This window comes from Nocardia sp. NPDC051900 (assembly GCF_044452545.1).
In the GTDB taxonomy this organism is placed as follows: Bacteria; Actinomycetota; Actinomycetes; order Mycobacteriales; family Mycobacteriaceae; genus Nocardia; species Nocardia sichangensis.
Genome location: NZ_JBITBU010000001.1, coordinates 189,392 through 215,950, shown reverse-complemented (window position 1 = coordinate 215,950; position 26,559 = coordinate 189,392). Strand labels below are relative to the sequence as shown.

General features: G+C 70.5%; 20 protein-coding genes. 13 read left to right on the top strand and 7 right to left on the bottom strand.

The annotated features are described in order from the left end of the window. Positions 1-155: 155 nt before the first annotated feature. Positions 156-779: a TetR/AcrR family transcriptional regulator gene (locus ACIA5H_RS00975; protein ID WP_355072755.1), complete on the bottom strand. Its 624-nt coding sequence runs from the start codon at positions 777-779 to the stop codon at positions 156-158. Positions 780-1,002: 223 nt separating this feature from the next. On the opposite strand from ACIA5H_RS00975, the gene ACIA5H_RS00970 reads away from it, so the two are divergent. Both ACIA5H_RS00970 and ACIA5H_RS00965 read left to right on the top strand, forming a co-directional pair. Further along, positions 1,003-1,815, top strand: a complete 813-nt coding sequence (locus ACIA5H_RS00970) for an SDR family NAD(P)-dependent oxidoreductase (RefSeq protein WP_397072977.1) — start codon at positions 1,003-1,005, stop codon at positions 1,813-1,815. Positions 1,816-1,919: 104 nt separating this feature from the next. Next, positions 1,920-2,918, top strand: coding sequence for a GAF domain-containing protein (locus ACIA5H_RS00965; protein WP_397072974.1), 999 nt, complete (start codon positions 1,920-1,922; stop codon positions 2,916-2,918). A gap of 24 nt (positions 2,919-2,942) precedes the next feature. Here ACIA5H_RS00965 and ACIA5H_RS00960 read toward each other — a convergent pair whose 3' ends face one another. The 3 genes from ACIA5H_RS00960 to ACIA5H_RS00950 form a co-directional block, all read right to left on the bottom strand. Next, a complete protein-coding gene (locus tag ACIA5H_RS00960) occupies positions 2,943-3,128 on the bottom strand; it encodes a hypothetical protein (protein ID WP_039803648.1) in 186 nt (61 codons plus the stop codon). A gap of 167 nt (positions 3,129-3,295) precedes the next feature. Further along, positions 3,296-3,811, bottom strand: a complete 516-nt coding sequence (locus tag ACIA5H_RS00955; protein ID WP_397072972.1) for a gamma carbonic anhydrase family protein — start codon at positions 3,809-3,811, stop codon at positions 3,296-3,298. Positions 3,812-3,862: 51 nt separating this feature from the next. Continuing rightward, positions 3,863-4,810: a GlxA family transcriptional regulator gene (locus ACIA5H_RS00950; protein ID WP_397072969.1), complete on the bottom strand. Its 948-nt coding sequence runs from the start codon at positions 4,808-4,810 to the stop codon at positions 3,863-3,865. A 71-nt stretch (positions 4,811-4,881) separates the two neighbouring features. On the opposite strand from ACIA5H_RS00950, the gene ACIA5H_RS00945 reads away from it, so the two are divergent. Both ACIA5H_RS00945 and ald read left to right on the top strand, forming a co-directional pair. Next, positions 4,882-5,649 carry an MBL fold metallo-hydrolase gene (locus ACIA5H_RS00945; RefSeq protein WP_379252979.1) on the top strand — a complete coding sequence of 256 codons (768 nt, stop codon included), beginning with the start codon at positions 4,882-4,884 and terminating at the stop codon, positions 5,647-5,649. Between the two features lie 130 nt (positions 5,650-5,779). After that, entirely contained in the window at positions 5,780-6,889 is a 1,110-nt protein-coding gene (gene ald, locus ACIA5H_RS00940; RefSeq protein ID WP_355072765.1) for an alanine dehydrogenase, read from the top strand. On the opposite strand, the gene sigJ is transcribed toward ald, so the two are convergent. Continuing rightward, positions 6,890-7,840, bottom strand: coding sequence for an RNA polymerase sigma factor SigJ (gene sigJ / locus ACIA5H_RS00935; RefSeq protein WP_379252981.1), 951 nt, complete (start codon positions 7,838-7,840; stop codon positions 6,890-6,892). 137 nt (positions 7,841-7,977) lie between these two features. On the opposite strand from sigJ, the gene ACIA5H_RS00930 reads away from it, so the two are divergent. Both ACIA5H_RS00930 and ACIA5H_RS00925 read left to right on the top strand, forming a co-directional pair. Beyond that, the gene (locus tag ACIA5H_RS00930; RefSeq protein ID WP_397072964.1) at positions 7,978-8,895 is read left to right on the top strand and encodes a cobalamin biosynthesis protein; all 918 of its coding nucleotides are present in this window, start codon (positions 7,978-7,980) and stop codon (positions 8,893-8,895) included. A gap of 233 nt (positions 8,896-9,128) precedes the next feature. Next, positions 9,129-9,527, top strand: a complete 399-nt coding sequence (locus ACIA5H_RS00925) for a VOC family protein (RefSeq protein WP_355072770.1) — start codon at positions 9,129-9,131, stop codon at positions 9,525-9,527. Positions 9,528-9,579: 52 nt separating this feature from the next. On the opposite strand, the gene ACIA5H_RS00920 is transcribed toward ACIA5H_RS00925, so the two are convergent. Together ACIA5H_RS00920 and ACIA5H_RS00915 are read right to left on the bottom strand one after the other, a co-directional pair. After that, positions 9,580-10,482 (bottom strand): SURF1 family protein, encoded by a 903-nt coding sequence (locus ACIA5H_RS00920; RefSeq protein WP_397072960.1) that lies wholly within the window; start codon positions 10,480-10,482, stop codon positions 9,580-9,582. Then, the gene (locus ACIA5H_RS00915; RefSeq protein WP_379252984.1) at positions 10,482-11,003 is read right to left on the bottom strand and encodes a low molecular weight protein-tyrosine-phosphatase; all 522 of its coding nucleotides are present in this window, start codon (positions 11,001-11,003) and stop codon (positions 10,482-10,484) included. Before ACIA5H_RS00915 ends, ACIA5H_RS00920 begins: the two co-directional genes overlap by 1 nt. A gap of 44 nt (positions 11,004-11,047) precedes the next feature. Here ACIA5H_RS00915 and cobC point away from each other — a divergent pair, with 44 nt between their 5' ends. The 7 genes from cobC (at position 11,048) to ACIA5H_RS00880 (ending at position 26,553) form a co-directional block, all read left to right on the top strand. Next, the gene (cobC, locus tag ACIA5H_RS00910; protein WP_379252986.1) at positions 11,048-12,088 is read left to right on the top strand and encodes an Rv2231c family pyridoxal phosphate-dependent protein CobC; all 1,041 of its coding nucleotides are present in this window, start codon (positions 11,048-11,050) and stop codon (positions 12,086-12,088) included. 336 nt (positions 12,089-12,424) lie between these two features. Beyond that, on the top strand, positions 12,425-13,537 hold the full coding sequence (locus ACIA5H_RS00905; RefSeq protein ID WP_397072956.1) for a Nif3-like dinuclear metal center hexameric protein: 1,113 nt from the start codon (positions 12,425-12,427) through the stop codon (positions 13,535-13,537). Positions 13,538-13,673: 136 nt separating this feature from the next. After that, entirely contained in the window at positions 13,674-14,318 is a 645-nt protein-coding gene (locus tag ACIA5H_RS00900; RefSeq protein WP_397072954.1) for a hypothetical protein, read from the top strand. A gap of 72 nt (positions 14,319-14,390) precedes the next feature. Then, positions 14,391-15,128, top strand: coding sequence for a C4-type zinc ribbon domain-containing protein (locus ACIA5H_RS00895; protein WP_356965065.1), 738 nt, complete (start codon positions 14,391-14,393; stop codon positions 15,126-15,128). A gap of 31 nt (positions 15,129-15,159) precedes the next feature. Next, on the top strand, positions 15,160-16,353 hold the full coding sequence (locus ACIA5H_RS00890; RefSeq protein WP_397072951.1) for a bifunctional RNase H/acid phosphatase: 1,194 nt from the start codon (positions 15,160-15,162) through the stop codon (positions 16,351-16,353). Positions 16,354-16,667: 314 nt separating this feature from the next. Continuing rightward, positions 16,668-19,139 (top strand): FAD-dependent monooxygenase, encoded by a 2,472-nt coding sequence (locus tag ACIA5H_RS00885; protein ID WP_397072949.1) that lies wholly within the window; start codon positions 16,668-16,670, stop codon positions 19,137-19,139. 178 nt (positions 19,140-19,317) lie between these two features. Next, positions 19,318-26,553, top strand: coding sequence for an amino acid adenylation domain-containing protein (locus ACIA5H_RS00880; RefSeq protein ID WP_397072947.1), 7,236 nt, complete (start codon positions 19,318-19,320; stop codon positions 26,551-26,553). The last annotated feature ends 6 nt before the right edge of the window (positions 26,554-26,559 follow it).

Sequence of the window (26,559 nt, the reverse complement as noted above, 5' to 3'; positions counted from 1 at the left end):
CTGTGTCCGACAGCGCCGATCAAGCGTACCTCCGCCTTCGCTCCGGCCATGCGCGGGCTGAAGACGGACTGTGTCCGACAGCGCCGATCAGGCGTACCTCCGCCTTCGCTCCGGCCATGCGCGGGCTGAAGACGGACTGCGTCCGACAGCGCCGATCAAGCGCTGACCCGGACGCCGACCATCGGCAGCAGCGTGCGGCGGGCGAACTCGCGCGCCGCGTTCTGATCGCTGACCGGGATCAGGCCGTCGGGGGTGAGGGCGAGCGACAGCGCCAGCCGGGCCATGATCTCGGCGACCAGATCGGCGTCGAAGTCGTGCGTGCCACCGGCATTCCGTAGCTCGCGCAGCTTCTCGGCCAGGTAGTCGCGGCCGACGGCGAGGATCGGCCCCGCCTCGGTGGTCAGCCGGGGCAGGATCAGGTCGGGCTCGGTGCGCAGCAGCCGGCGCAGCAGTTCGTTGCCCGCGATGGCGCTGATGAACGCGACGAAGATCTCGACGAGCTGATCGTCGTTGCCCGAGACGGTGCGCACCTGCTTCTCGATCGCGGCGACGAAGCGCTGTGCCTCCCGGACGCTGACCGCCTCGACGAGGTCGTTCTTGGATTCGTAGCGCCGGTACAGCGTGGCCGGGCTGATCCCGGCGCGGCGGGCGATCTCGCCCATGCTGGTCCGCTTGATACCGAAGTCCAGGAATGCCGAGAGTGCGCTTTCCAGGAGCTTTTCGCCGTCGGCGACCGGCTTCTCGAGGATGCGCTGCAACATGGGCGAGAGGGTTGGCATCGGATCTCCAGTAGGTTCGGCGCGGTCGCCGGGCCGTGGCCGGTGGGCGCGGCATCGCGACGGGTGCGGACGGGAACGTCCATTATTTCATTGGGTGGACGCCGCGTGACCCGGCATTGCCGAGGAGCGGCCGGATGGAGTGGGTCGCGCGTCCAGATTCGGCTGACTAGCCTGTGGTCGGTGTCCGGCCGCGACTCCGGCCGGTCCGGAAAGGGGTTGAGCCATGGGGTATTTCGCGAATCGTGTGGTGGCGGTCACCGGCGCGGGTTCGGGCATCGGCCGGGCGCTGGCGGTGGCATTGGCGGGCGCGGGGGCATCGCTGGCGCTGTCGGACAAGTCGGCGGATGCCGTGGCCGAGACGGGGGTGTTGTGCGCGGCCGTGGGCCGGGAGCCGTCGGTGAGCACGGTGGACGTCACCGATCGGGCGGCGGTGTTCGCGTACGCGGATCGGACCGTCGCCCGGTTCGGGCGGGTCGAAGCACTGTTCAACAACGCGGGCATCCTGCACGTCGGCGGCGTGCTGGAGTCGCCCTTCAGCGACTTCGAACAGGTGATGGCCGTCGACTTCTGGGGTGTGGTCAACGGGACCAAGGCGTTCCTGCCCCATCTGCTGGCCGCCGATCGCGCGCATGTCGTCAATATGTCCTCGGCGTTCGGGCTGGTGGCCGTCGCGCGGCACGCGCCGTACAACGCGGCGAAGTTCGCCGTACGCGGTTTCACCGACTCGCTGCGCCAGGACATGCGTGCGGCGGGCGGCTCGGTGCGGGTCACCGGGGTGTATCCGGGCGGCGTGCTCACCGGGATCGCCCGGTCGGCGAGCGTCGCGCCGGGCGTCGACGCGCAAGCGGTGGTGCGCCGATTCGAGGGACATGTGGCGCGGACCAGCCCGGGAGCGGCTGCGCGGACCATTCTGCGCGGCGCCGCGCGCGGCGACGCGAAGGTCCTGGTCGGAATCGATGCCATCGCTGTGGACCTGGTCACACGAATGGCGGGGTCGTACCACGAGAAGGTGCTGGACATGGTATTCCGGTCCTGACCGCACGCCGGATGCGCGGTCAGGGACGGGGAGGGCGAAATGACAACCGGCCGAGCATATTACGAGTTACGGTGGACCGCCGATGATGGCGTGCGGGGGCGCGGATGGTGACGAAATGGCTGCTGCTGGAGTGCTTTTCGGGCCAGCCGGGGCGAGTGATCGCCGTGGGGTCCGCGCCGAAGGCGTTCGTGCCGCTGAGCAACATCGTGCGCAATCCGCTGTCGCGGGCCGACGCGGAGTCGGCGCTGCGGCGGGCATGTGCCACTGGTGCGCCGGTCGCGTGCGTCTCCGGCGACGGACGGCGCACGGTGCGGGCCGAGCCGCTGCTCATCGCGCCGGGGCGGGCGCATGCCGTACGACTGTGGGTGGGCCCGCGGCAAGAGCCGGTCGCGGCGGCCGACCCGATGGGGGCGTGGTACTTCGATCTCACGGCCAACCGCTCGGTGCGCAGTATCGACCTGTTGGACCTGTACGGCGTCGCGCCGGAGAACCGTGCCGCCGAGCTGGCCATCGCGGGCGCGTTCACCCGGCTGGTCGCCAACCGCGACGAGAGCGAGGCGCTGGCCAAGATCGTCAACTCGGCGCCGGGCACCGAGCATCAGGCGGTCTGGACCATCCGGCGCGACGACGACGCTCTGCGCGCCGGGCATTTCGCCTGCCGGATCGTCGCCGAGCCGGACGACGCGGGCGAGCCTCATGTGCTGCTGCGCGGGGTGACCCAGGACATCGGCGCGGCCACCGCCGTCTCCGCCGCTCCACCGCCGACGATCCTGGAGTACGCGGTGCTGGAGGCCGCCACCGAACCCGGCGAGTACCGCGCGATCGTCAATCTGCGCTCGTTGCGGCTGATCCGGTGGATCGGGCCGCCCATGCCGGACGTCGCCTGGGCGGATCTCCCCGGGCAACCGAGGCCGCAGATTCATCCGGATGATCTGGCGACCGCGCGAACCATGTCGCGAGATCTGGCGCGGCATCGTACCGAGGGGACGGTGCGCCTGCGCCGGGTCGACGGTGGCTGGCAAACGGTACGCATTCGGGCCGCGTTGATGGCGCTGGATCAGCACACCACGGCCGGACTCGCCACGCTCACCGCGGCATCGTGATCCGCGGTGAGCGTGGCGTCGAAGTCATTGGCGCGGCAGATCCAGCTCGGCCATTTCCTTCTCGATCGCGTTCGCGGCGAAATCCACACCGCGAGAACGTAATTCATGAACCCGGCGCTGGAGTGCCTCGACTCCCCCCGGTTGGGCCGCGATGTCGGCGACGCTGATCCGGCCCTTGGGCCCGTGCACACCCGACTGCACGTACGACACCGTGATACCTCCTGCCTGCACGCTCGCCCACCCATCGACCCGGGTGGGTTCACCACTGCGCTACAAGTCGCACGACAACCGTGTCGACAGGAGAGCCCGGGTCGCCGGGCACGCTGGCTGAATGCTATCAGCGATCTCTAATGGACATTTGATCAGTGTGTCCTGTTTCACACCTCATTCGCCGTGCGATGTTGGGCTGTATTTGCTAGGTAGACAGTCGCATTCAGGCGAATGCGATCTTGCTCCTCGGCACCGAGTTCCCGGCGCACCTTGCCGGGCACGCCCGCCACGAGCGAACCGGGCGGAATCCGCGCGCCCTCCGGGATCAGCGCGTTGGCCGCGATCAAGCTGCCGGGTCCGACCACCGCGCCGTTGAGGATGGTGGCGCCCATGCCGACGAGCACGTCGTCGCTGATCGTGCACCCGTGCAGGATCGCGTTGTGCCCTACCGAGACCCCCGCGCCGACGGTCAGCGGGAAGCCCGGGTCGGCGTGCAGCACGCAGCCGTCCTGGATATTGCTGCGCGCGCCGACCTCGATGGTCTCCAGGTCACCGCGCAGCACCGCGCTGTACCAGACACTGACCTCGGCGCCGAGCCGGACACGGCCGATCACGGTGGCGTTCGGCGCGATCCACGCGCTCTCATCGATCTCCGGCGCATGCTCGCCCAGCTGAATCCGCATGGCCATGAACTTAGCGGGCTCGGCCGTGCGGCCACCCGCGGCCCGTCCCGGTCAGTTCTGTCCTTGGAAACTGGTGCGGTGCGCGGCGGGGCTGGTGCCGAGGATGCGGTGGAAGTGGTGGCGCAGGCTCACCGCCGTGCCGAATCCGGTGTCGACCGCGATGCGTTCCACAGTGTCGGTGGTGGATTCGAGCAGTAGCCGCGCGCGATCGGTGCGCTGGAGCAGCAGCCACTGCTGGGGGCTGGTGCCGGTGCGGTCGCGGAAGCGGCGGGTGAAGGTGCGCCGCGACATGAGCGCGACACGGGCCCAGCCGTCCAGGTCGACCGGGTCGCCGAGATGGGTGCGCGCCCAGACCATGGCGCGCTCGATCGGATCGTCGTCGGCGGCGTCGGGCACCGCGACGGGGATGTACTGCGCCTGGGAGCCGCTGCGATGCGGGGCGGTGACCAGCGACCTGGCCAGCTGGGTGGCGGCTTTGCTGCCGAGATCGCCGCGGACCAGATGCAGGCAGCAGTCCAGCGCCGCGGCCACCCCGGCGGAGGTCACGATATCGCCCAGATCCGACCACAACGTGTCGGCACGGACCCGGACCGCGGGGAACGCACGGGCGAGCTCGGCGGCGGAGGCCCAATGCGTGGTGATCTCGCGGCCGTCGGCCAGTCCGCTGGCGGCCACCGCCCAGGAACCCAGGCACAGCCCGACGATCCTGGCGCCGCCGGCGTGGGCGGTGCGCAGGGCGTCGCGCACGTCGGCGGACAGCGGAGCGCCGAGTCGCCAGCTCGGGATCACGACGGTGTCGGCCCGCGTCAGCGTCTCGAGTCCGTGCCGGACGTGGATGTCGAATCCGGCCGGGGTGCGCACTGTTCCGGGCCGCTCGGCGCACACGTCCACCTGATACGGCGCGGGCCCTTCGACGCCGACCCGGCCGAAAACGAGGCTGGGCACCGACAGATGGAAGGGACTGACTCCGTCGAACGCCAGAACGGCCACTGTACGCATGGCCCGATCTTAACGGTAAGCGGCTCGCGGGCCACTATCTCTTGGCGGGCGGGTGGGACAAGATCAACGGCATGAGCGAGACGATCGAACGCACCGGCCTGGAACTCCTGCACATCGGCGGTCCCACGGTGCGGTTCCGCTACGCGGGCCGCACCTGGCTGACCGACCCCACCTTCGACGAGCCGGGCGATTACCCGGGGCCCATCACGTTGCACAAACTCGTCGGGCCCGCCGTGTCGCGGGAGGAAGTCGGCCCCGTGGACGTCGTATTGCTCTCGCACGACGAACACGCCGACAACCTCGACGACTCCGGCCGGAAGTTGCTGACCACGGTGCCGACCGTGCTGTCCACGCCCGGCGCCGCGACTCGGATCGAAGGAGTGCGCGGGCTGGCGAACTGGGAGACGGTGACGGTGCACGGCGTGCAGGTGACCGGCGTGCCGGCCCTGCACGGTCCCGAGGGCTGCGAGCCGTTCAGCGGTATCGTCACCGGGTTCGTGCTGCGCGCCGAAGGCGAACCGACGGTGTACGTCTCGGGTGACAACGCCTCCGTCGACCTGGTACGGCAGATCGTCGAGCGGATCGGCCGCATCGACATCGCCGTGCTCAACGTGGGCGCCGCGAACGTCGGCCGTTTCGGCGACACCGACGTCACCCTGAACGCGCGCACCGCGCTGGAGGCGGCCGAAGCGCTCGGCGACGCGGTGATCGTGCCCGTCCACGCCGAAGGCTGGGCGCACTTCAGCGAGACGCTCGACCACCTGGGCCGTGTCTTCCGCTACGGCGGCCGCACCGAGCAGTTGCGGATACCGCCGCTGGGACGCACCACCACCGTGTGAGACGGGTCGTCCGAACTCAGCTGGGCAACGTGCCGAGAAACTCACCCGGCGCGCGCGGCTCGGGTGGTCGCCGTGCGCGTTCGGCGCGTCGGTCGTGGCGTCGGCCCCGCGCCGGGGCCACGATGGCGGTATGAGGATCGGAGTTCCACAGGAGGTCAAGGATCAAGAGTTCCGGGTAGCCCTGACTCCGGCGGGCGCCGGGGAGCTGACCGGGCACGGACACGACGTGCTGGTGCAGGCGGGCGCGGGCGTCGGATCGGGATTTCCCGACGCCGACTACGCCGCGGTGGGGGCCCGCCTGGTCCCCGACGCCGACCAGGTGTGGCGGGACGCCGACCTGGTGTTGAAGGTGAAGGAGCCGATCGCGCAGGAGTATCAGCGGATGCGCCGTGGGCAGGTGTTGTTCACCTTCCTGCACTTGGCGGCGTCGCGCGAATGCACCGACGCCGTGTTGCGCTCGGGCATCACCGCCATCGCCTACGAGATGGTGCGCGCCGCCGACGGGTCGCTACCCCTGCTGGCTCCGATGAGCGAGATCGCGGGCAAGCTCGGCGCTCAGGTCGGCGCGTATCACCTGATGGCGCCGCTCGGTGGCGCGGGACTGCTGCCCGGCGGCGTCCCCGGCGTGCGCCCGGCGGAAGTGGTGGTGCTCGGCGGCGGCGTCGCGGGGTCGAACGCGGCCGCGGTCGCCGTCGGCATGGGGGCGCGCGTCAGCGTGCTGGACACCAACCTGCATCGGTTGCGCGAACTCGACGCTCGCTTCGACGGGCGGATCGCCACCGTCGCGTCGAACGCCACGGAGGTCCGGCGCGCGGTGTTGTCGGCGGATCTGGTGATCGGCGCGGTGCTGGTTCCCGGCGCGCGTGCGCCGGAGCTGGTCTCCGATGAGCTCGTCGGCGGTATGCGCCCCGGCGCGGTGCTGGTGGACATCTCCATCGACCAGGGCGGCTGCTTCGCCTCGGCACACCCGACGACGCACGCGAATCCGACCTTCCGGGTGGCGGATTCGCTGTTCTACTGCGTCGCCAACATGCCGGGCGCGGTGCCGCACACCTCGACCATCGCGCTCACCAACGCGACCTTGCCCTACGTGCGGGCGATCGCCGAACTCGGCTGGCAGGAGGCATGCGCCCGGCACCCCGATCTCGCGCACGGGCTCACCGCGGACGCCGGGCGGCTGCTGTCGGCCGAAGTCGCGGCCGCGCACGGATACTCGCGGCCGCTCGGCGTCGCGGGCTGACTACTCCCGCTCGGTGCGGCTTCCGCCCAGGTGCCAGTCGGGCTCACCGGTGGTGGGCAGGTCGCGCAACTTGTCGGGGTTGCGGACCACGTCGATCGCGACGATGCGACCGTCGTCGACGGTGAAGGAGAAGACGCCCGTGTGGGTGCCGTCGAAGACCACCAGTCCGGGCTGGCCGTTGACCAGCACCGCGCGGCCCCAGCCGCCCGCCACTTGGTACCAGCCGAGCAGCAGCTTGGCCACGAGCTCGGCGCCGTGCACGGGCTGCCGAATCGCGGGCACCTTGCCGCCGCCGTCCGCGGTCAGGCTGACGTTCGTGTCGAGGACGCCCAGCAGGGCGCCGAGGTCGCCGGAACGCCACGCCAGCGCGAAGGCCGACACCACCTTCTTCTGCTCGTCGGGGGAGGCGGGAAAGCGCGGGGTGCCCTCCTCGACGTGTTTGCGTGCGCGGGAAGCCAGCTGGCGGACGGCGGCCGGGGTGCGGCCGACCACTTCGGCGACTTCGGGGCCGCTCATGCCGAAGACGTCCTGGAGTACGAACGCGGTGCGCTCGGCGGGCGACAGCGACTCGAGCACGACCAGCAGCGCGGTGGTGACCCGCTCGTCCTGGGTGATCCGGTCGGCGGGGTCGTCCCAGCTGGTCACCTCCGGCTCCGGCAGCCATTCGCCCACGTACTGTTCGCGGCGCACGCGAGCGGAGCCGAGGTGGTCGAGGGCGAGCCTGCCGGTGACGGTGGACAGCCAAGCCCGCAAATTGTCGATCGCTCCGGCGGCGCCCGTCTCGTACTGGCGCTGCAACCGCAGCCAGGCCTCCTGCACGACGTCGTCGGCGTCGCTGAGACTGCCCAGTGTGCTGTAGGCGAGCCTGCGCAGATACGGGCGGTGCTCCTCGAACCGCCGAGCCAGCTCGGCCTGATCGAGGTGCTCGGGGGAAGGCTGTTCGGAAGTCACGTCTGTTCGCCGTTCGTCGTTCGGGCCCCGCCGGGGCGAGTCTATGGATGCTTCACCAGGTCGACGACGCAGGGGCGCGGAGTGTGACACGGCCGGGCCGTGCGGGACGGTCGCCGCCCGCCCGATAGTGTCGCCGAGTGCAGAAGGGGACCGCTACCGCGCTCGGGTTGCTGCTCGGGTTCGCGCTCGATCGAACGTTCGGCGATCCGCGGCGGTGGCACCCGGTGGCCGGATTCGGTTCGGCGGTGGCGGCTTTGGAGTCGGTGACCTATGCCGACCGGCGCGCCGCGGGGCTGGTGCACGAGGCGCTGGCCGTCGGCGCGGTGGTCGGACTCGGCGCGGCCGTACGCCGCGGCGGCGTGGTCGCGACCGCCGCCGCGACCTGGACCGTGCTGGGGGGCCGGAGTCTGGCCCGAACCGGTCGCCGGATGGCCGATCGCCTGGCGAGGGGCGATCTCGACGGCGCCCGCGCGCTGCTGCCCTCGCTGTGCGGCCGCGACCCGCAGGCGCTCGACGAGGACGGTCTCGCCCGCGCAGCCCTGGAGTCCATCGCCGAGAACACCTCCGACGCGGCCGTCGCCCCGATGGTGTGGGGAGCGGTGGCGGGCGTTCCGGGTTTGCTCGGATATCGTGCGGTCAACACGCTGGACGCGATGATCGGCTACCGCAACGAGCGCTACCGGCATTTCGGCTGGGCCGCCGCGCGCGTCGACGACGCGGCCAACCTGATCCCGGCGCGCGTCACCGGTTTGCTCACCGCCGTGCTCGCACCCTCGATCGGCGGAAGGCCCGCTGCCGCCTTGGCCGCGTGGCGCCGGGACGCCGCCGGGCATCCCAGCCCCAACGCGGGCGTGGTCGAAGCGTCGATGGCCGGGGCGCTGGGCGTCCGGTTGGGTGGCCGCACCGAGTACCCGCACGGTGTGGAGATTCGCCCGGTGCTCGGTGACGGCCAAGCTCCGACCGTGCACGACTTGCGCCGCGCCGTACGCCTTTCGGAGGCGGTGCAACTCACCGCCACCGTGATCGCCGCCGCGGTGGCCGCGATCAGACGTTGAGTGGTTGGCCGCGGCGGGTGGCCGCGATCAGGCGTTGAGCCGTCCGCCGCACCGGGCAGCCGAGAACGGCGGGAGTCCGCGGGCGGTCGGCCCGCGCACCGGCCGCCGCGGCCGCTCGCGATCGCCGGGCGATGACTGTCACCGGCCGCAACGTCGGCGCCGCGCGGAACCTCCGATCGGCTGGCTTAAGGGCGCTGATCGTGCGAATCCGGATTGTCCCGTAGGGTCGGCGGGTGCGAATCGGGCTCATGACCATCGTGGTGGCGGAGTACGACGCCGCGATCGACTTCTTCGTCGACTCGTTGGGATTCGAACTGATCGAGGACTCAGCGGCTCGCACGAATGACGGCCGTCCGAAACGGTGGGTGGTCGTGCGGCCACCCGGCGCCGAAACCGGCATATTGCTGGCCCGCGCCGACGGTGCGCGGCAAGCCGCGGTGATCGGACAGCAGGTCGCGGGCCGCGTCGGATTCTTCTTGCAGGTCGAGGACTTTCGGTCGGCGTACGACCGAATGGTCTCGCGCGGTGTCGAGTTCGTCGGCGCGCCACGGAGCGAGCCATACGGGCAGGTGGCGGTCTTCCTGGACATCGCTGGGAACCGGTGGGATCTGCTCGGCCCGGCTCAGCCGTAGTGCGAATCGTCCGGCGTCGCGTCGAGCAAGTCCGGCCGCGACCATGCCGGGTTCAACCGCGGCCGCGGCCGTAGCGGTCGGCGAGGCGCGCTTCCGTGGTCGGTGCGGCGGGCACGCTGGGAGCCGTCGACGGAGTCTGCTCGGACCCGGCCGGTTCGGTGCCCGACGTGGCCTCGGGCGATTCTGCGGCGGAGCTCTTTTCCTTCCTTCGTTCCCGGATCTCGGCGTAAATGAAATAGCCGAGGCCGAGGGGAGCCATGATGCCGAAGGCCAGCCATTGCAGGCCATAGGACAAATAGGGGCCCGCATCGAGCTGGGGGAGCGGCGTCGGAGTGAACGCGCCCGGTTGGTTTTCACTCAGTTGCAGGTAGCCGCCGCGCTCGCCGCCGGTCGGAACGGCGGTCAGGGACTGTCGCAGGACCGCCGTCTCCTGGGTGGTGTCGATGGAGTACACCTGGCGATAGCCGTCCTGGACGCTCGGGTCCTTGCCGGGCGTGACCCCTTCGGACATCCGGACCCTGGCCTCGATGCGCTGTGGCCCGGCGGGGGGCTCGGGGATCTGCGGCGGGCGCGTGCCGTCGACCGCCGCCACCAGCCCGCGGTCGACGAGCAGCACGCGCCCGTCGTCCAACCGGAACGTCGCGAGCACCGCGTACCCCGGAGCGCCGTCGAGATGGCGCAGCCGCACCAGCGCCGTCGAGTCCGGCACATAACTGCCGGAGGCGGTGACACGCAGCCACTCGGTGTGCTCGCTCCCCGCGCCGGAGAGCACGGTCGTGACATCGACGGGCTCGGCCTTCACCGAGTCGGCGATCAACTGGTTGCGGTGCGACGTGGCGGTGTTCTTGCCGAGTTGCCACGGCGCGAGCACGGTGAAGCACAGGTAGGCGAACGCGGCGACCAGCACCGCCAGGATCAGCCAGCTGGGGCGAAGCAGGAAGGTCAGTCTGCGCATCAGGATCGCTCGTCGGAGACGAGGCGCGGGTCGGGCGGTTCGGCGGCGGCCAGTTCGGCGCGCACCCAGTCGAGCAGGCCGGGGACGGCGGCCTCGATCTGCGCGCGCACGAGTTCGAAGTCCGCCGCGTCGCCGTAGTAGGGATCGGCCACGTCCTGACCGTCGGCGTCCGGGTCGAAGGCGCGCAGCAACCGCAGCCGCTCGGCCGGGATGCCCAGGCGGGCGAGGTCGCGCTGGTGCGAGCTGTCCAGCGCGATCACCAGGTCCGCGTCACTGTGCTCGGCGCCGAACGCCGCGGCGACGTGGCCGGTCGGGTACCCGTATTTGCGCAGGGTCGCGCTGGTGCGCGGGTCGGCGTCGTCGCCCACGTGCCACGAACCGGTGCCCGCGCTGCTCACCCGCACCCGATTGGCCAGGCCGGCCCGGTACAGGTGCGAGGCGAAGATCTTCTCCGCCATCGGAGAGCGGCAGATGTTGCCGGTACAGACGAACGAGACGTGCAGCTGGCCCACGCCTGCCATTCTGGCCGGTCCCGCTCCGGCACCGCCACGTAGGGTGTGGTCTCGTGGCCGAGGACACCGTCGATCGAGCGAAACTGCGCCACCACGGCGACGTGGACGTACGTCCGGGCATGCTCGATTTCGCGGTGAACGTGCAGGGGGCCGCACCGCCGGAATGGCTGCGGCGGCGGTTGGCCGCGCGCCTCTCTGATCTGGGGCGTTATCCCAGCGCCGAGGACGCCGAAGCCGCTCGCCGCGCGATCGGGGCCCGGCACGGCCGCGATCCCGGGGAGGTGCTGCTGCTGGCCGGCGCGGCGGAAGGCTTCGCCATGCTGCCTCGCCTCGCGCCGCGGTCGGCCGCGGTGTTGCATCCGTCGTTCACCGAGCCCGAACTCGCGCTCCGGGAAGCGGGCGTTCCCGTCACCAGGGTGGTACTCGAACCGCCATACCGGCTCGATTCCGCCGCGGTGCCCGCCGGAGCCGATCTGGTGGTGCTCGGGAACCCCACCAACCCGACCTCGGTACTGCACTCGGCCGCCGCCATCCGCGCCCTGCGCAGGCCAGGGCGCGTCATCGTGGTAGACGAGGCCTTCGCCGACGCGGTGGCCGGTGAGCCGGAATCCCTCGCCGCCGACCCCGCACCCGACCTGCTCGTCCTGCGCAGCCTCACCAAGACGTGGGCGCTGGCGGGGCTGCGCTGCGGTTACTTCCTCGGCGCGCCCGAGGTGCTGGCGCGCCTCGGCCACGGGCGACCGCACTGGCCGCTGGGCACCCTGCAGCTGGAGGCGATCACCGCGACCGCGAGCCCGGCCGCCGTGGCCGACTCGCAGCGCCGCGCCGAAACGCTCGCCGTGCATCGTGCCGCGATGATCGAGCGCCTGAGCGGCCTCGGCGTGGCGGTCCACACTCCGGCGGAAGGCCCGTTCCTGCTGCTGCGCGTGGCGGACGGTGAATTGCTGCGCAAACATTTGGCCGCGGAGGGGATCGCGGTCCGGCGCGCGGACACCTTCCCAGGCCTGGGCCCGGATCACCTGCGCGTCGCGGTCCGTGGCCCCGCGGAAGTCGACCGGCTGGTCGCGGCGATCCGGTCGGCGGATGTCCGATGAGTACGAGGCTCCGGCCGTGCCACGCCGATCAAAGATCCGATCCCGCGCGCAGGCGCACTGGCTGGCGGAGATTTCGCCTGTCGGATGTCTCGCGGCCGGTTGCCGATCTCCACGTCCGCCGCATGGTGGTCGCCGCACCGGGCATCCGGGCGAACAAAGGGTCCGGCCCACTCACCACGACGGACGCGGTGTTCGTGGCGCTGGACTGTGCCCTTCGTACCGTCCGACCACGCGAATCACCGGCACGAGACGGGCGAGCGCACGCAGCCACGCAGGCACGCCCGGCGGTGAATCCACTGCCGCACAGTGCGGAACCGAAGCGAAGGAAGGTGGACGATGACCACGCTCGCGGATCTCATCGGGGCGCTCGACGCGGCCTACCCGCCAGCGCTGGCCGAGCCGTGGGACTCGGTCGGCCTGGTCTGCGGTGACCCGGCCGAGGAGCTGACCCGGGTGCTGTTCGCGGTGGACGCGACCGCCGCGGTCGTCGACGAGGCGATCGACTGGCGTGCGCAGGCGCTGGTGGTGCACCACCCGTTGCTGCTGCGCGGCGTCGACACCGTCGCCGCGAGCACGCCGAAAGGGGCGCTGCTGCATCGGCTGATCCGTTCGGGCTGCGCGCTGTTCACCGCGCACACGAACGCCGACTCCGCCGATCCCGGCGTCTCGGACGCGCTCGCCGCGGCCATCGGCCTGACCGTGACCGGCCCGCTGGACTCCAAACCCGAAGCAGCCGTGGACAACTGGGTGATCCAGGTACCGCGCACACACACCGACGCGGTGCTCGCCGCGCTCTTCGCCGCCGGTGCTGGCGCGAGCGGGCACTGTTGCGACCGTGCGGTGCGTGTGCCCGCGACCGGCCAGTTCCGTCCCGAAGCCGCGGAACAAGGCTCCCTGACCGAACTCCAGTACGTCGAGGAGGAGCGGATCGAGGTGGCCGCCCCGCCCGCCGCGCGCTCGGCCGTGCTCGCCGCGCTGCGGGCCGCGCATCCCGGTGACGACCCGGTGTATCACATCGGCGAACGCGCCCAGCTGCCGTCGTCGCTCGGCATCGGCCGGATCGGCACCCTGCCGCGACCGGAATCCTTGCGCGACTTCACCGATCGCGTGGCCCGCGCCCTCCCGCCCACCGCGTGGGGCGTACGCGCCGCGGGCGACCCGGATCGCACCGTCTACACGGTCGCGGTGTGTGGCGGCGCGGGTGACTCCTACCTGAACAGGGCCAGCGGGCTGGGTGTCGATGTGTATCTCACCTCCGACCTGCGCCATCACCCGGTCGACGAGCACCTGCGCAAGGGCGGCCCCGCCTTGGTGGATGCCGCGCACTGGGCGACCGAATTCCCGTGGTGCGCGCAGGCGGAAGCGGTCGTGCGAACCGCCCTTCCCGGTTTGGAGACCAGGGTGTCCACGCTGCGCACCGATCCGTGGACGGTGCGCGCGCCCGGCTGAGCGTCGCACGTCCGCGTCCGAACCCGTTGTCTCGGCGACGAACTGGCAACGGCGTGTCGGGGCGTGTCCGCGCCGGGCCGGAACGGGTTGGGCGTTTCGGGTGAATCGAGTAGTTCGCGCGGGGTACAACTACCGCATGAACTTCCCGGTGGATTTCGGGCTCGTGCAGATCGGGCTGATCCTGCTGCTGGTCGTCGGTGTAGCGCTGATCATCTCCGGTCTGATCGCCGCGCGCCGGGTGGGAATGCGGCCGCTGCTCGCACGCGGAACGGGCGGGCTCGCGCTGTTGCTGGTCGCCGCGGTGCTGCTGTGGATCGCGACGCTGCTGCAGACCTATCTCGGATTGACCGGCGAGATCAAAGCGGCGCATGTGGTGGCCAAGCCGGTGGCGGGACAGGAACACCTGCTCGACGTCGATGTCACCCTGTACGGCGACGACGACCACCCCGAGCAGCGTCTCACCCATCGGGTCGAAGGCGACATGTGGGTACTGCAAGCGGGCATCGTCGAGTTGGAGCCGTGGGTGAACGCGCTGGGCTTTCACTCCGGCTACCGGATCAGCCGCCTGTACGGTCAGCGTCTGGACGGCGTCGCGACCAAACAGAACCAGATCTTCCTCAACGACGGCGACCGCGACTTCTTCGCCGACATGCGCGCCGGCCGCTGGTGGACCCAGCCGTTCGTGCGCTCCGCCTACGGCAACGCGGTGATCGCGGTGCCCGGCGAATACGACGTCTACATCTCCCGCGACGCCATCAAAACTCGCACGGTCGGCGGCTGACGCCGGTCCGCCGATCCGGCGGGGTACGGTTGAACACCAGTCCCGTCCACCCCGTCCAGGAGTTTGTCCGCGTTGAATGTCGAACCCCCGATCCAGGCCGAGCTGCTGCGGCTCGCCGCCGTCGACGCCGAACTGACCCGGATCGCGCACCGCCGCACCGTGCTGCCCGAGCAGCAGGAGGTGGCGCGGCTGGAGGCCGAGCGCAACGCGCACTCCGACGCCGCGGTGGCCGTGGAGATCGTGCTGGACGATCTCGACCGCGACATCCGCAAGCTGGAGGGCGAGGTCGAGGCGGTGCGCAAGCGCGAGGAGCGGGACAAGAGTCTGCTCACCGCGGGAACCGTGAACGCCAAACAGCTTTCGGAGATCCAGCACGAGCTGGGCAGTCTGGAGCGCCGCCGCTCCGTGCTGGAGGACGAGCTGCTCGAGGTGATGGAGCGGCGCGAAGCCTCCGCCGCCGACCACGAGCACGCGGGCGCGCGGTTGAGCAAGACCGACGAGGAACTCGGCGATGCCAGGCGACAGCGGGACGAGGCGCTCGCGGACCTGGACGTGGCGCAGACGCGCTGCGAAACCGATCGCGCGGGCGTGGTCGCGAAGCTGCCCGGCGAACTTCTGGCCATCTACGACCGTCAGCGGGAACAGCACGGTGTCGGCGCCGCCCTGTTGCAGGCGCGTCGCTGCGGCGCGTGCCGCATCGAACTCGATCGCGGCGAGATCGCCCGTATCGCCAAGACCGCTCCCGACGTGGTCGTGCGCTGCCCGGAGTGCGGCGCCATCCTGGTCCGGACCAGGGAATCGGGGCTGTGAGTTCGCCGCGACCGACTGACCGGGAAGTGCGATGAGTTTCCCGGAGGTGATCGTCGAAGCCGACGGCGGCTCGCGGGGCAATCCCGGTCCGGCCGGCTACGGCGCGGTGGTCTACGACGCCGATCACGTCCGGGTGCTCGCCGAGCGCCGGGAGTTCCTCGGCATCGCCACCAACAACGTCGCCGAATATCGCGGACTGATCGCCGGGTTGGCGGCGGCCGCGGAGCTGGGCGCCGAATCGGTCGTGGTGCGGATGGATTCCAAGCTGGTCGTCGAGCAGATGTCCGGTCGCTGGAAGATCAAGCACGCGGCCCTGATCCCGCTCGCCGACCAGGCCCGCAGGATCGCGGCCGGGTTCGCCCGGGTGAGTTACCGCTGGATCCCGCGCGCGCAGAACTCGCATGCCGACCGGCTCGCGAACGAGGCTATGGACGCCGGAGCCGACGTGGACGAGGGCCGTGCTCACGCCGCCTCCACCCGGTCGGTGGAGGCCGCCGATCCGGCTCTCGCGGACACCGAGCGCGATCTGCCGAGCTGGATCGACGAAGCCAGGGAAGCGAACGCCGAGCAGTCGAAGCCCGCGCAGCACGGTCCCGGCTGGACCCGTGCCACGGGTCGGCCCACGCGTTTGCTGCTGCTTCGCCACGGTCAAACCGAGTTGTCGGTGCAACGCCGCTATTCCGGTCGCGGCAATCCGCCGCTCACCGCGCTGGGCCGCGAGCAGGCCGCGCGCGCCGCGAAAATGCTGGCCGCCAAAGGCGGCATCGCCGCGGTGGTCAGCTCTCCGCTCGGCCGGGCCAGGGAGACCGCCGAGGCGGCCGCCGCCGCGCTCGGGGTCCCGGTCGAGATCCACGACGGGCTGATCGAGACCGACTTCGGCGCGTGGGAGGGATTGACCTTCGCGGAGGCCGCGCAACGCGACCCGGATCTACACGCCCGCTGGATCGGTGACCCCACCGTCGCCGCGCCCGGCGGGGAGAACTTCGAGGAGGTCCGCGCGCGGGTGGACGCGGCTCTGCGCGACCTGCTCGAGCGGTACCCCGGCGCCAATGTGGTCGTGGTCAGTCATGTGACCCCGATCAAGACGCTGCTGCGGCTGGCCCTCGATGCCGGCCCGTCGCTGCTGTATCGCTTGCATCTGGATCTGGCGTCGCTCTCGATAGCCGAGTTCTATCTCGACGGCGGGTCTTCGGTGCGTCTGGTGAACGATACGTCCTACCTCTGAAGCCGACGACGAGCCCGATTCGAGGGCGAACGCGGTGCGTGGAGGGCGAATTATGCCTCATTGCAACACATTTCCGTTTCACAATCGCGCGATGCGGTGAATCTCACTTCAACTCGGCCTTGCGCGCCGAGTAGCGGTAGGCTTCCGGACGGTCAGGCACAGGCGTCCTAGCTGCCTGCCTGGTCGGGGTCGACGCAGTGACCTCGGTCAGTGCTGCTCAGCGGGACGGTTTCGCGCGGGCAGAGTGGCCCGCGGGCCGCGTCGCGGCGGGAACCACCTGTGCCGTCGAGTGGTTCGATGAGAGTGCAGGTTCGATGAGCAGTCCGATCAAGGTTGTCGTTCTCGGGGCAGGGATCGGAGGACTCACCACCGCGGCCGCCCTGCGGCATGCGGGATTCGGCGTCGAACTATACGAAGCGGGCCCGGAACTGCGGGCCCAGGGCTTCGGACTTTCCGTGCAGGCCAACGGAATCAACGCACTGCGCACGTTGGGTCTCGGCATCGACGAGCAGCTGCTCGACCGCGGCGGCCGGGTCGAGACCTTCCGTTTCTGCAACCCCGACGGCAGCCCGATCCGGGTGCTCCCGGTGCATCGGCTCGACGCCCAGCTCGGCGCACCCGCCGTGGCGCTGCACCGCACCGACCTGCACGACGTGCTGCTGAGCGCGATCGGCGACACGCCGACTTTCGTCGGCGCGCAGGCCACCCGCTTCGTCGACGACGGCGAGCACGTGCGCGTCGAGTTCGCCGACGGACGGGTCGCCGAGGGCGATCTGCTCGTGGGCGCAGACGGTATCCACTCGGTGGTGCGCGCCCAGTTGCACGGTCGCGCCGAGCCGCGGCCCGGCGATTTCGTCTGCTGGCTGGCCTGCATCCCGTTCGAGCACCCCAATGTCGCGCGCGGATTGTCGGCGCACTTCTGGGGCACCGGAATGCGTTTCGGCATCCACGACATCGGTCACGGCCGGGTGTACTGGTGGGGCACCAAGACGCTCCCCGCCGACGAGGCCGCCAACTGGCAGGGCGGCAAGGAAGACCTACTGCGCTTGTACGCCGACTGGGCGCCGGAGGTGCGCGCCTGCATCGAGCAGACCGACGAAGCGGCGATCCTGGCCGTGCCCGCTCAGGACCGCCCGCCGCTGGCGCAGTGGGGCCGCGGCCGGGTGACGCTGCTCGGCGACGCGGCGCACCCGATGCTGCCCAGCCTCGGCCAAGGCGCCAACGCCGCGATCGAGGACGCGGTTGTGCTGGCCAGTGTGCTGCGCAACTCCCTGGACCCGGTCGCGGGCCTGCGTCGTTACGAGAAGTTGCGCGCCGCCCGCACCGCCATGTTCGTGAACGGATCGGCTTCGCTGGCGAAGATCGAGCAGACCACCGACCCACGCCTGGTGCGGGTGCGCGACACCTACTTCCGCCACGCGCCCACCGAATTCTTCCTGCGTGAACTCGGCAAGCCGATGTCGTTCCCGGCGCCGGACGGGCCGACGGCGCGGCTGCCGCGTCCGCTCTCGCCGGTCGAGCGCTGGCACTGGATCGCCGATCAGCTGGCACCGCTGCACATCCTGTCGCGGGTGCGCATTCGTGGCCACGTCGAAGCCGACCGGATTCGCGCGGGCTTGGACGAAGTACAGCGCCGACATCCGCTCTTGCGGGTCGCCGTCGCCGCCGAACCGGACGGCACCGCACCGCGTTTCGTGCCGGTGCAAGCGCCGATCCCGCTGCGCGTGATCGAATCCGAGGACAGCACGAACTGGCTGACCGAGGCCGACGAGGTGGAGCTGCGCGAGCCGTTCGACTGGCGCACCGGCCCGCTGGCCAGGGCGGTGCTGATCAAGGAGACCGACGGCACCAACGAGCTGATCGTCACGCTGCACTACGCCATCGCCGACGGCGAGAGCGCGTTGTCGGTGGCCAAGCAGGTGCTCCAAGTGGCCGCCGGGGAAGGGGGCGACTTCTCGCCCGCGCCGGTCCGGCCGGGCCCGGAAGAACTGTTCCCCCCGCGCTTCCAAGGTGCGGGCGGTGCGCTGCGCACCGCGGGATCTTTCCTGCGCGACCAGAAGTCGCAGCTGCGCAAGCCGCGCAGGCTGGAGCCGACCAGGCTCGCCCCGCCCGCACAGCGGCGCAGCCGGGTGGTGCACCGCAGCCTCGACGGCGACCAGTTGGAGGCGCTCACCGCGGGCTGCGCCCGCCACGGCGTCGGCCTGCAGGCCGCACTCTCCGCCGCGCTGCTGACCGCGGCGGCCAGGGAGGCAGGCACCGACAAGGCCGCCTGGTACACCGTCGGCAGCTCGGTCAACTTCCGTGACCATCTCGACGGCGCCGCGGGCGACACCGAGGTCGGCACCTATCAGGGCATGATCGCCACCCCGGCGAAGTACGCGCCGTGGGCCTCGCTGTGGGAGATCGCCACAGAGATCGAGCGCGAGTACGGTGCGCGGATGGACCGGCGCGATCACTTGTCCGCGTTGAACCTGCTGAAGGTGGCCGCGCCGAAGTCGGTGGCCGCCAGCGCGTCCACGGTGAAACTCATGGACACTCGCGGCCCGGGACATCTCTGTATGACCTACCTCGGCGACTACCCGTTCCCGGCCAAGATCGGCTCCTGGCAGCTGGAGGGCGCGCAGTTCGTCTCCGGCATGTCCGTCAGCGGCTTCATCATGGCCACCGCCAATGCGACGCACAACGAGCTGTCCCTCAACATCGGCTACGTCGAGCCAGCGGTATCACGTGACCGCGCCGACCGTCTGGCCGACGAAAGCGTGCGCGCGCTGCTGTCAGCTTGCTGACCGGCCCGCATACACCGCGATAACAACAGCAGAGTCGCGGCATCGGCAGTGCCGATGCCGTGATTCGCGATATCGATAACTGGATAAGTGTGGTAGCAGCTTTGCGTGTCAGCGATCAGGGTGGGCTCGAGTAGATCCGCGCACGGCCGGTGCCGCGACTGTCGCGATAGGAGTGACTGTGACATTCGAACCGAGTGCTACTTCCGAGAGACCCCCCGAAGCCTGGCCGGTCAGCGCGTACCAACGCGATGTCTTGTCGGTCGCCTACCGGTATGCCCCGGCGCCGGTCACCCGAAACGCCTACTGCGCGTTCATGGACGAACCGTTCGACATGGACCGGTTGCGGGCCGTGGTGCGCAGGGCGCTGCTCGCCGACGAGGCGCTGCGCCTGCGGTTCGAGTTCTCCGAAGGCCGCTTCTGGCAGTGGGTCTCCGACGAGCTACCCGAGGTCGAGCTGGTCGATCTCAGTTGGGCGTCGGACCCCGCCGCGGCGCGCCGCGACTGGGTGAACCGGGCCAATGTGACGCCGTCCCCGCCCCGGCAGCCGTTCCGGATCGCCGCGCTGGTCGACGGGCCCGACCACTTCCATCTCTACGTGGCGATGCACCACGCGATGATCGACGGCTGGGGCGTGAACGCGCTCTGGAGCGCCCTGGTCGACAACTACAGCCGCACCGACCTCTCGCTCGAGCAGCTCGCCGAGCCGGATCCGTTCACCGAGCAGACCGACCGCGGCGCGGCGACCTATCGCGAGATCGCCGCCGAGCACGAGGAGTATCTGTCCTCCCCGCAGTGGGTGGCGGACCGCGACGCGCTGGTGCGTCGCTTCGAGGGAGTGGTCCCCGCGCTGTTCTCCGGACGTGCGAGCACCCCCAACGTCGACCGGGGGCGGCGGCGCGTGGTGGTGGAACCCGCGTTTCTCGACCGCATTCGCGCCACCGGCTTCTCCGTCTTCGCGTTCACGGTTTCGGCGCTGGCCGCCTACCTGACCACCATTCACCGCTCCGAAGAGGTGGTGATCGGCGTCCCGATGCTCAACCGGCACAGCGCGGAGACCTTCCGCACCGCCGGGCACCGGACGAATGTGGTGCCACTGCGCATCCGGGTCGACCCCGCCGAGCCGCTGTCGGCGGTCGCCTCGGAAGTGGCCGCGCAGATCCGGGAACTCAAGCGCTACGAGCGTTTTCCCTACGGTGACCTGGCACGTGCCCTCAGTAGCGATCCCACGGCGCCGCCGCTGTTCGACGTGGCGTACTCCTATATCAAGATGCCGCCGTCGGATCACCTCGACAAGATTCTCGGCACCCTCGACATCGTCAACCCGGGCACGGTGCTCGAGGCACTGAACATCCTCGGCGTCGAGCACGCGCGCGACGGCTCGCTGAACCTCCAGCTCTACTACGACAAGGACGTCTTCGACGAGAATTTCCCGTTCGAGTCGGTCGTGCGCGGCGTCGGTGCGCTGGTGGTGGCGGCGCTGGACCGGCCTGAGGCGCCGATCTCGGACTTGCCGCTGATGTCGCGGCGGGAGCAGGCGGCCGTCGCCGCGTTCGAATCCGGACCGCGCGAGGAATTCCCGTACACGACGATCGACCGGCTGATCGCCGACGTGGCCGCGCGGCATCCGGACCGGATCGCGATCGAACCGGTCGCCGGGTCCGGGGAGCAGCCGCTGCGCTACGCCGAATTGTCCGCGCTGGCCGACGGTTTCGCCGCGAGGCTGCACGCGTTGGGCGCGACCGGCAACGAATGCGTCCCGGTGGTACTGCCCCGCTCGACGGAGATGCTCGTCGCGATCTTCGGTGCGCTGCGGGCCGGTTGCGCCTATGTGCCGCTCGACCCCGACTTCCCGGCCGCTCGTATCGAGACCGTGCTCGCCGACTGCGGGGCACGATTCGTCGTGGCGGGGCCGGAGCATGGAGCGGTTTTCGACAGGCTGGGCGTCACGAGGATCACGGTGGCCGACACCGTCCCGGCGCGTGGTATCGAAAACGTCTCGCATCCAGCGGATCTCAGCTACCTCATCTACACGTCCGGTTCCACGGGCGTGCCCAAGGGCGTGATGATCGAGCACCGGTCGGTGGTGAACCGCCTGACCTGGATGCAGCGACGCTACCCACTACACGATTCGGACGTGATCCTGCAGAAGACGCCGGTGACCTTCGACGTCTCGGTGTGGGAGCTGTTCTGGTGGGCGATCACCGGCGCCAAAGTGGCGCTGCTGGAACCTGGCGGCGAGCGCGATCCGCGCCGCATCGCCGACGCGATCGCCGCACACGGCGTGACGGTGCTGCACTTCGTGCCCTCCATGCTGGCCGCGTTCGTCGACGAACTCGCGGCCGACCCCGCCACGGTCGCCCGCATCGGCAGCGTGCGACGGGTCTTCTGCAGCGGCGAGGCGCTACCCCCGGCGCTCGTGCGCCGGTTCCACGCGGTCTTCGCCGCGGCCGGGGCGTCGGCGCCGCAGCTGGTGAATCTCTACGGACCCACCGAGGCCACCGTCGACGTCTCCTATTTCGACTGCCCCGCCGACGATCCGCTCGACGTGGTGCCGATCGGCCGCCCGATCGACAACATCGACTTGCTCGTGCTCGATCACATCGGCCGCCGGGTGCCGGTCGGCGTGCCGGGGGAGCTGAACATCGCGGGTGTGGGCGTGGCCCGCGGCTATCGCGGCAGGCCCGAGCTGACCGCGGCGGCGTTCGTCGACGATCGCGCGGTGCCGGGGCGCCGCCGGTACCGCACCGGTGACCTGGCGCGCTGGCTGCCGGACGGCAATCTCGAATACCTGGGTCGCTTCGACGATCAGGTGAAGATCCGCGGCAACCGGATCACCCTCGGCGAGGTGCAGAACGCGATGCTCGGCTGCGCCGGGGTGCGTGCGGCGGCCGTGGTGGACGAGGTCTCGGAAGCGCACGGCGTGCAACTGGTCGGCTATTTCGTCGGCGCCGATGTCTCCGGTGAGGAGATCGCCGCGCAGCTGGCGGCCCGGCTGCCCCGCTACATGGTGCCGTCGCGACTGATCCGGGTGGACCGGATTCCGCTGACTCGCAACGGGAAACTGGACCGGCGCGCCCTCGCCGAGCAGCTCGTCCTCGGCCACGGCGGCGAGCCGGTCGCGGGCGCGGAGCCGCGCACCGATGTCGAGACCAGGCTCGCGCAGGTCTGGCGCACCGTGCTGGGCGTCGAGTCGGTCGGCGTGCACGACAACTTCTTCACCCACGGCGGCGATTCCATCCTCGCGCTGGCCGTGCGCACCGCAGCCGAACGCGCCGGGCTCTACTTCGACGTGGACGCCTTCTACCAGGCGCCCACCATCGCGGAGCTGGCCCGCGTCGTGCGCGACGACCGCCACGACGAGCGTGGCCGCGTCGCCGCGCCCCTGGAGACGGTGCCGCTGATCGACCGCGCCGCGCTGCACCAGGCCGAGGACGCGTTCCCGGCAACGGCCCTGCAACTGGGCATGCTGTATCACAGCATCGAGCGCGCCGACTCGGTCACCTACAAGGACGTGTTCCGCTATCGGCTCGAAGTACCCTGGGACGCTTCGCAATTCAGGGATGCCGTGGACCGGCTGGTGCGGCGTCAACCCGCGCTGCGCTCGTCGTTCGAGCTGAGCAGGTATTCGGTTCCGTTGCAGATCGTGCATGTCGCGCCGCCCTACGAACTGGAGATCATCGATCTCGGCGAGATGGACGAGGCGGACGGCGAGGATCTGATCGAGATCTATCTCCAGGAGCGGGCCCACGCCCAGTACGACATCTCACGCGCTCCGCTGTTCGCGATCCGGGTGTTCGTCCGTCCCGGCTCGCAGCAGCCGGTCGGCACGGTGGACCTGGTGCTGAGCTTCCACCACGCCATCCTGGACGGCTGGAGTGTCGCCACGTCGGTGCTGGAACTGCTGCTGGACTACCTCCACCACATCGGCATGACTCGCAACCGAGTCGAGGCCACCCCGCATCCGGCCACCGTGCTCGCCGAGTACGCGCGGGCCGAGCAGAGCGCCGCGCGCGACAGCGCGGCGCGCGCGTACTGGCTGACCGCCCTGGAAGGCGCCGAACCCACCGCGCTCACCGCGCTGGGGGTGCACCAGCCGGTGGTGGCGGGCGTGCCGCAAGCGCGGGCGCTGGTGCCGCGCAGACTGGCCGAACGGGTCTCCGCGTTCGCCACGCGCCACCAGGTGCCGGAGAAATCGGTGTATCTGGCCGCGCACTGCCTGGCGTTGCGGGCGCTGACCGGCCGCACGGACGTCACCACCGGCGTGGTGAGCCACGGTCGCCCGGACCGGGCCGGCGCCGAACGAGTGGCGGGCCTGTTCCTCAACACGCTGCCGATCCGGTTGGACGGCACCGCGACCACCTGGCGCGCGGCGGTAGAGCAGATCGCGCGACGCGAACGCGAGGCCTACCCGTTCCGCCGCTACCCGCTGCGGTCGATCCTCGCCGACGGCGGGCCGGTCTTCGAGACGGCGTTCAACTTCGTCAACTACCACGTCTTCCAGCCCATGCTCGTGCTGGACGGCGTGCGCCTGCTCGATTTCGACGCCCGCGAGGAGACCAACTTCCAACTGCTGGTCACCGCGGCCACCGACCCGCGCGACGGCCGGATGTGGTTGCGGGTGGACGGCGACCACACGCTGACCGCTGAGCAGTGCGAGACCGTGGCGCTCACCCAGTTGCGCATGCTGGCCGGAATCGTCGCCGACCCGGACGCGGCGATCGACCGTGGCGTCGGCCCCGCGACCGCCCGCGACGTGGGCACGCTGGTGGCCGAGGCGGCCGCGCTCGACCCCACCCGCATCGCCCTGGCCGGTGACGAGGAATCGGTCACCTACGACGAGCTGATCGATCGCTCCGACCGGCTGGCCCGGCGCCTGGTCGGGCTCGGGGTGTCCCAGGGCGACCGGGTCGGCATCCTGATGGTGCGCCGCCCGCGGCTGGTGCTGCTCGTGCTCGCGCTGAGCAGGATCGGGGCCGCGTGTGTTCCGCTGGATGTCAGCTACCCGCGAGCCAGGCTCAATCTGATGATCGACCGAGCTCGCCCGCACCGGGTGATCGCCGACGCCGCCTATCGCGACATCGTCGACGACGCCGCCTTGGTGCTGGACACCGCCGCGCTCTTCGACGACTCCGTGCCCGACGCGGAAGTGGCGCTGCCCGACCACGTCCCGCCCGACGCGGTGGCCTACGTGCTGTTCACCTCCGGGTCGACCGGCGAGCCCAAGGGCGTCGCCATGCCGCATCGCGGCCTGACCTCTCTCGTGGACTGGCAGAATCGCGCGGCCACCGGCACCGGCCTGCTGAGCACACTGCAGTTGGCGCCGTTGAGTTTCGACGTCTCGTTCCAGGAGATCTTCACCACCCTCGCGGCCGGGTCCACCCTGCGGGTGAGTTCGGCCGATCTGCGATCGAACGTCGAGCAACTGCTGACCACGGTGGTGGAAGAGGGCATCGAACGACTCTTCCTGCCGTACGTGGCCTTGCAGGCCTTCGCCGAGGCGGCCGTGGCGCACCGGATGTTCCCGACCGAACTGAAGGTGCTGATCTCCTCCGGCGAGCAGCTGCGCATCACCGACGAGATCCGCGCCCTGTGCAAGGTGGTTCCCGGCCTGGTGCTGGAAAACCAGTACGGTCCCACCGAGTCCCACGTCGCGACCAAGTTCACGCTCACGGGTCCGGCCGACGAGTTCCCCGCGCTGCCGCCCATCGGGCGCGCCGTCGACGGCGACACCGTCGAACTACTCGACAGCGCCCTGCGGCCGGTGCCGGACGGCGTGATCGGCGAGATCTATCTCGGCGGCCGCAGCATCGCCCGCGGCTACGAGGGCAGGCCCGCGCTCACCGCGCAGCGGTTCGTCGCGACGCACGCGGGCGGAATCCGCTACCGCACCGGCGATCTCGGCGTCCGGCTGTTCTCCGGCGACATCGTCTGCCTGGGACGCAGCGACAGCCAGGTGAAGATCCGCGGGTTCCGGGTGGAGCCGGCCGAAGTCGAGCTGTGCATCCTGAGCTTGGTCGAGAAGTTCCCCGGCATCACCGAGGCCGCAGTGGTGGCGCGCGGTTTCGGCGGCATAGACGGCTCGCTGATCGCCTTCCTGGTCGGCGCGCCCGAGCAGACCGACCTCGCCGCGTTGCGGCACGACCTGCGCTCGATGCTGCCCGCGCACATGGTGCCGTCGCGGTTCGCCTGGCTCGATGAGCTGCCCCGCACGCCCAGCGGCAAGCGCGACGACGCGACGCTGCGCGCCTACGGCGAGGACGCGACGGAAACCGTGTCGGCGCGGCGGGAGCCCGCCGACGAGTACGAGCGGTCGGCGGTCGAACTGCTCGCCGAGTACGCGGGACTGCGCGCCATCGGTGTGGACGACGACTTCTTCGCGGCGGGCGGCACCTCGATCGGGGCGATGCGCGTGGTGATGGCGCTGTCGCGCCGGTGGGGCGTCGAGGTGCCGCTGGACGCGTTCATCGGCGCGCCCACCGCCGCCGGGATCGCCACCCTGGTGCGGGCGGGCGCCGTGCAACGCACATTCGACCCGCTGGTGCCGATCAGCGTCGGCGGCAGCAAGCCACCGCTGTTCCTGGTGCACCCGATCGGCGGAAACGTGCTGTGCTACCTGGCCCTCGCGCGTTATCTGGATCCGGATCGCCCGATCTACGGGTTGCAGGCGGCAGGCGCGGATTCCGGTAGCGCCCCGGAGAAGACCATTCCCGCGATGACGGAGTCGTACCTGCAGGCGGTGCGGCGGGTGCATCCGAAGGGGCCGTATCACTTGGCGGGTTGGTCGTTCGGCGGCTACGTCGCGTTGGAGATGGCCCGCCAGCTGCCCGAGCACGAGGTCTCGAGTGTGACGCTGCTGGACACCATGGCGCTGCGCGCACGCACCCGGACCCCGATTCCGGAGGAGAAGCTCATCCGGTGGTTCTTCCTCGAGCTGCTGTGGTACGCGCGGGGAAGCCGCTCCGCCCTGGTCGATTTCGAGCCCGGCGTGCACAATTCCGAGGATCTGTTCGCGGCGATGCTGGCGGAGTCGGTGCGGTCGGGCATCCTGCCCGCCGACAGTTCGCCGCAGGCGATCCGGCGGCTCTACGAGGTGTTCTTCGCCAACTACTCGGCCATGCTGGACTACAAGCTCGAGCCGTACCAGCGCGACATCACGCTGCTGCGCGCCACCGAGGGTCTGCCGCCGGGCGTCGACCTGGCGCACAAGACCGTCGGCAGCATGTTCGACAGCGCCGACAACGGCTGGAAGCAGTACGCGGCGCGCAGGTTCACGGTGATCGACGTGCCGGGCGATCACCTGAACATGATGACCGAGCCGAACATCGGCGAGCTGGGGCTGCGGTTGGACGAGGTGCTGTCGGCCGCCGATCCCGACCTGGACCGCGAGTGGGACGAGTCCATGCTGGACGCCTGAGGTCCG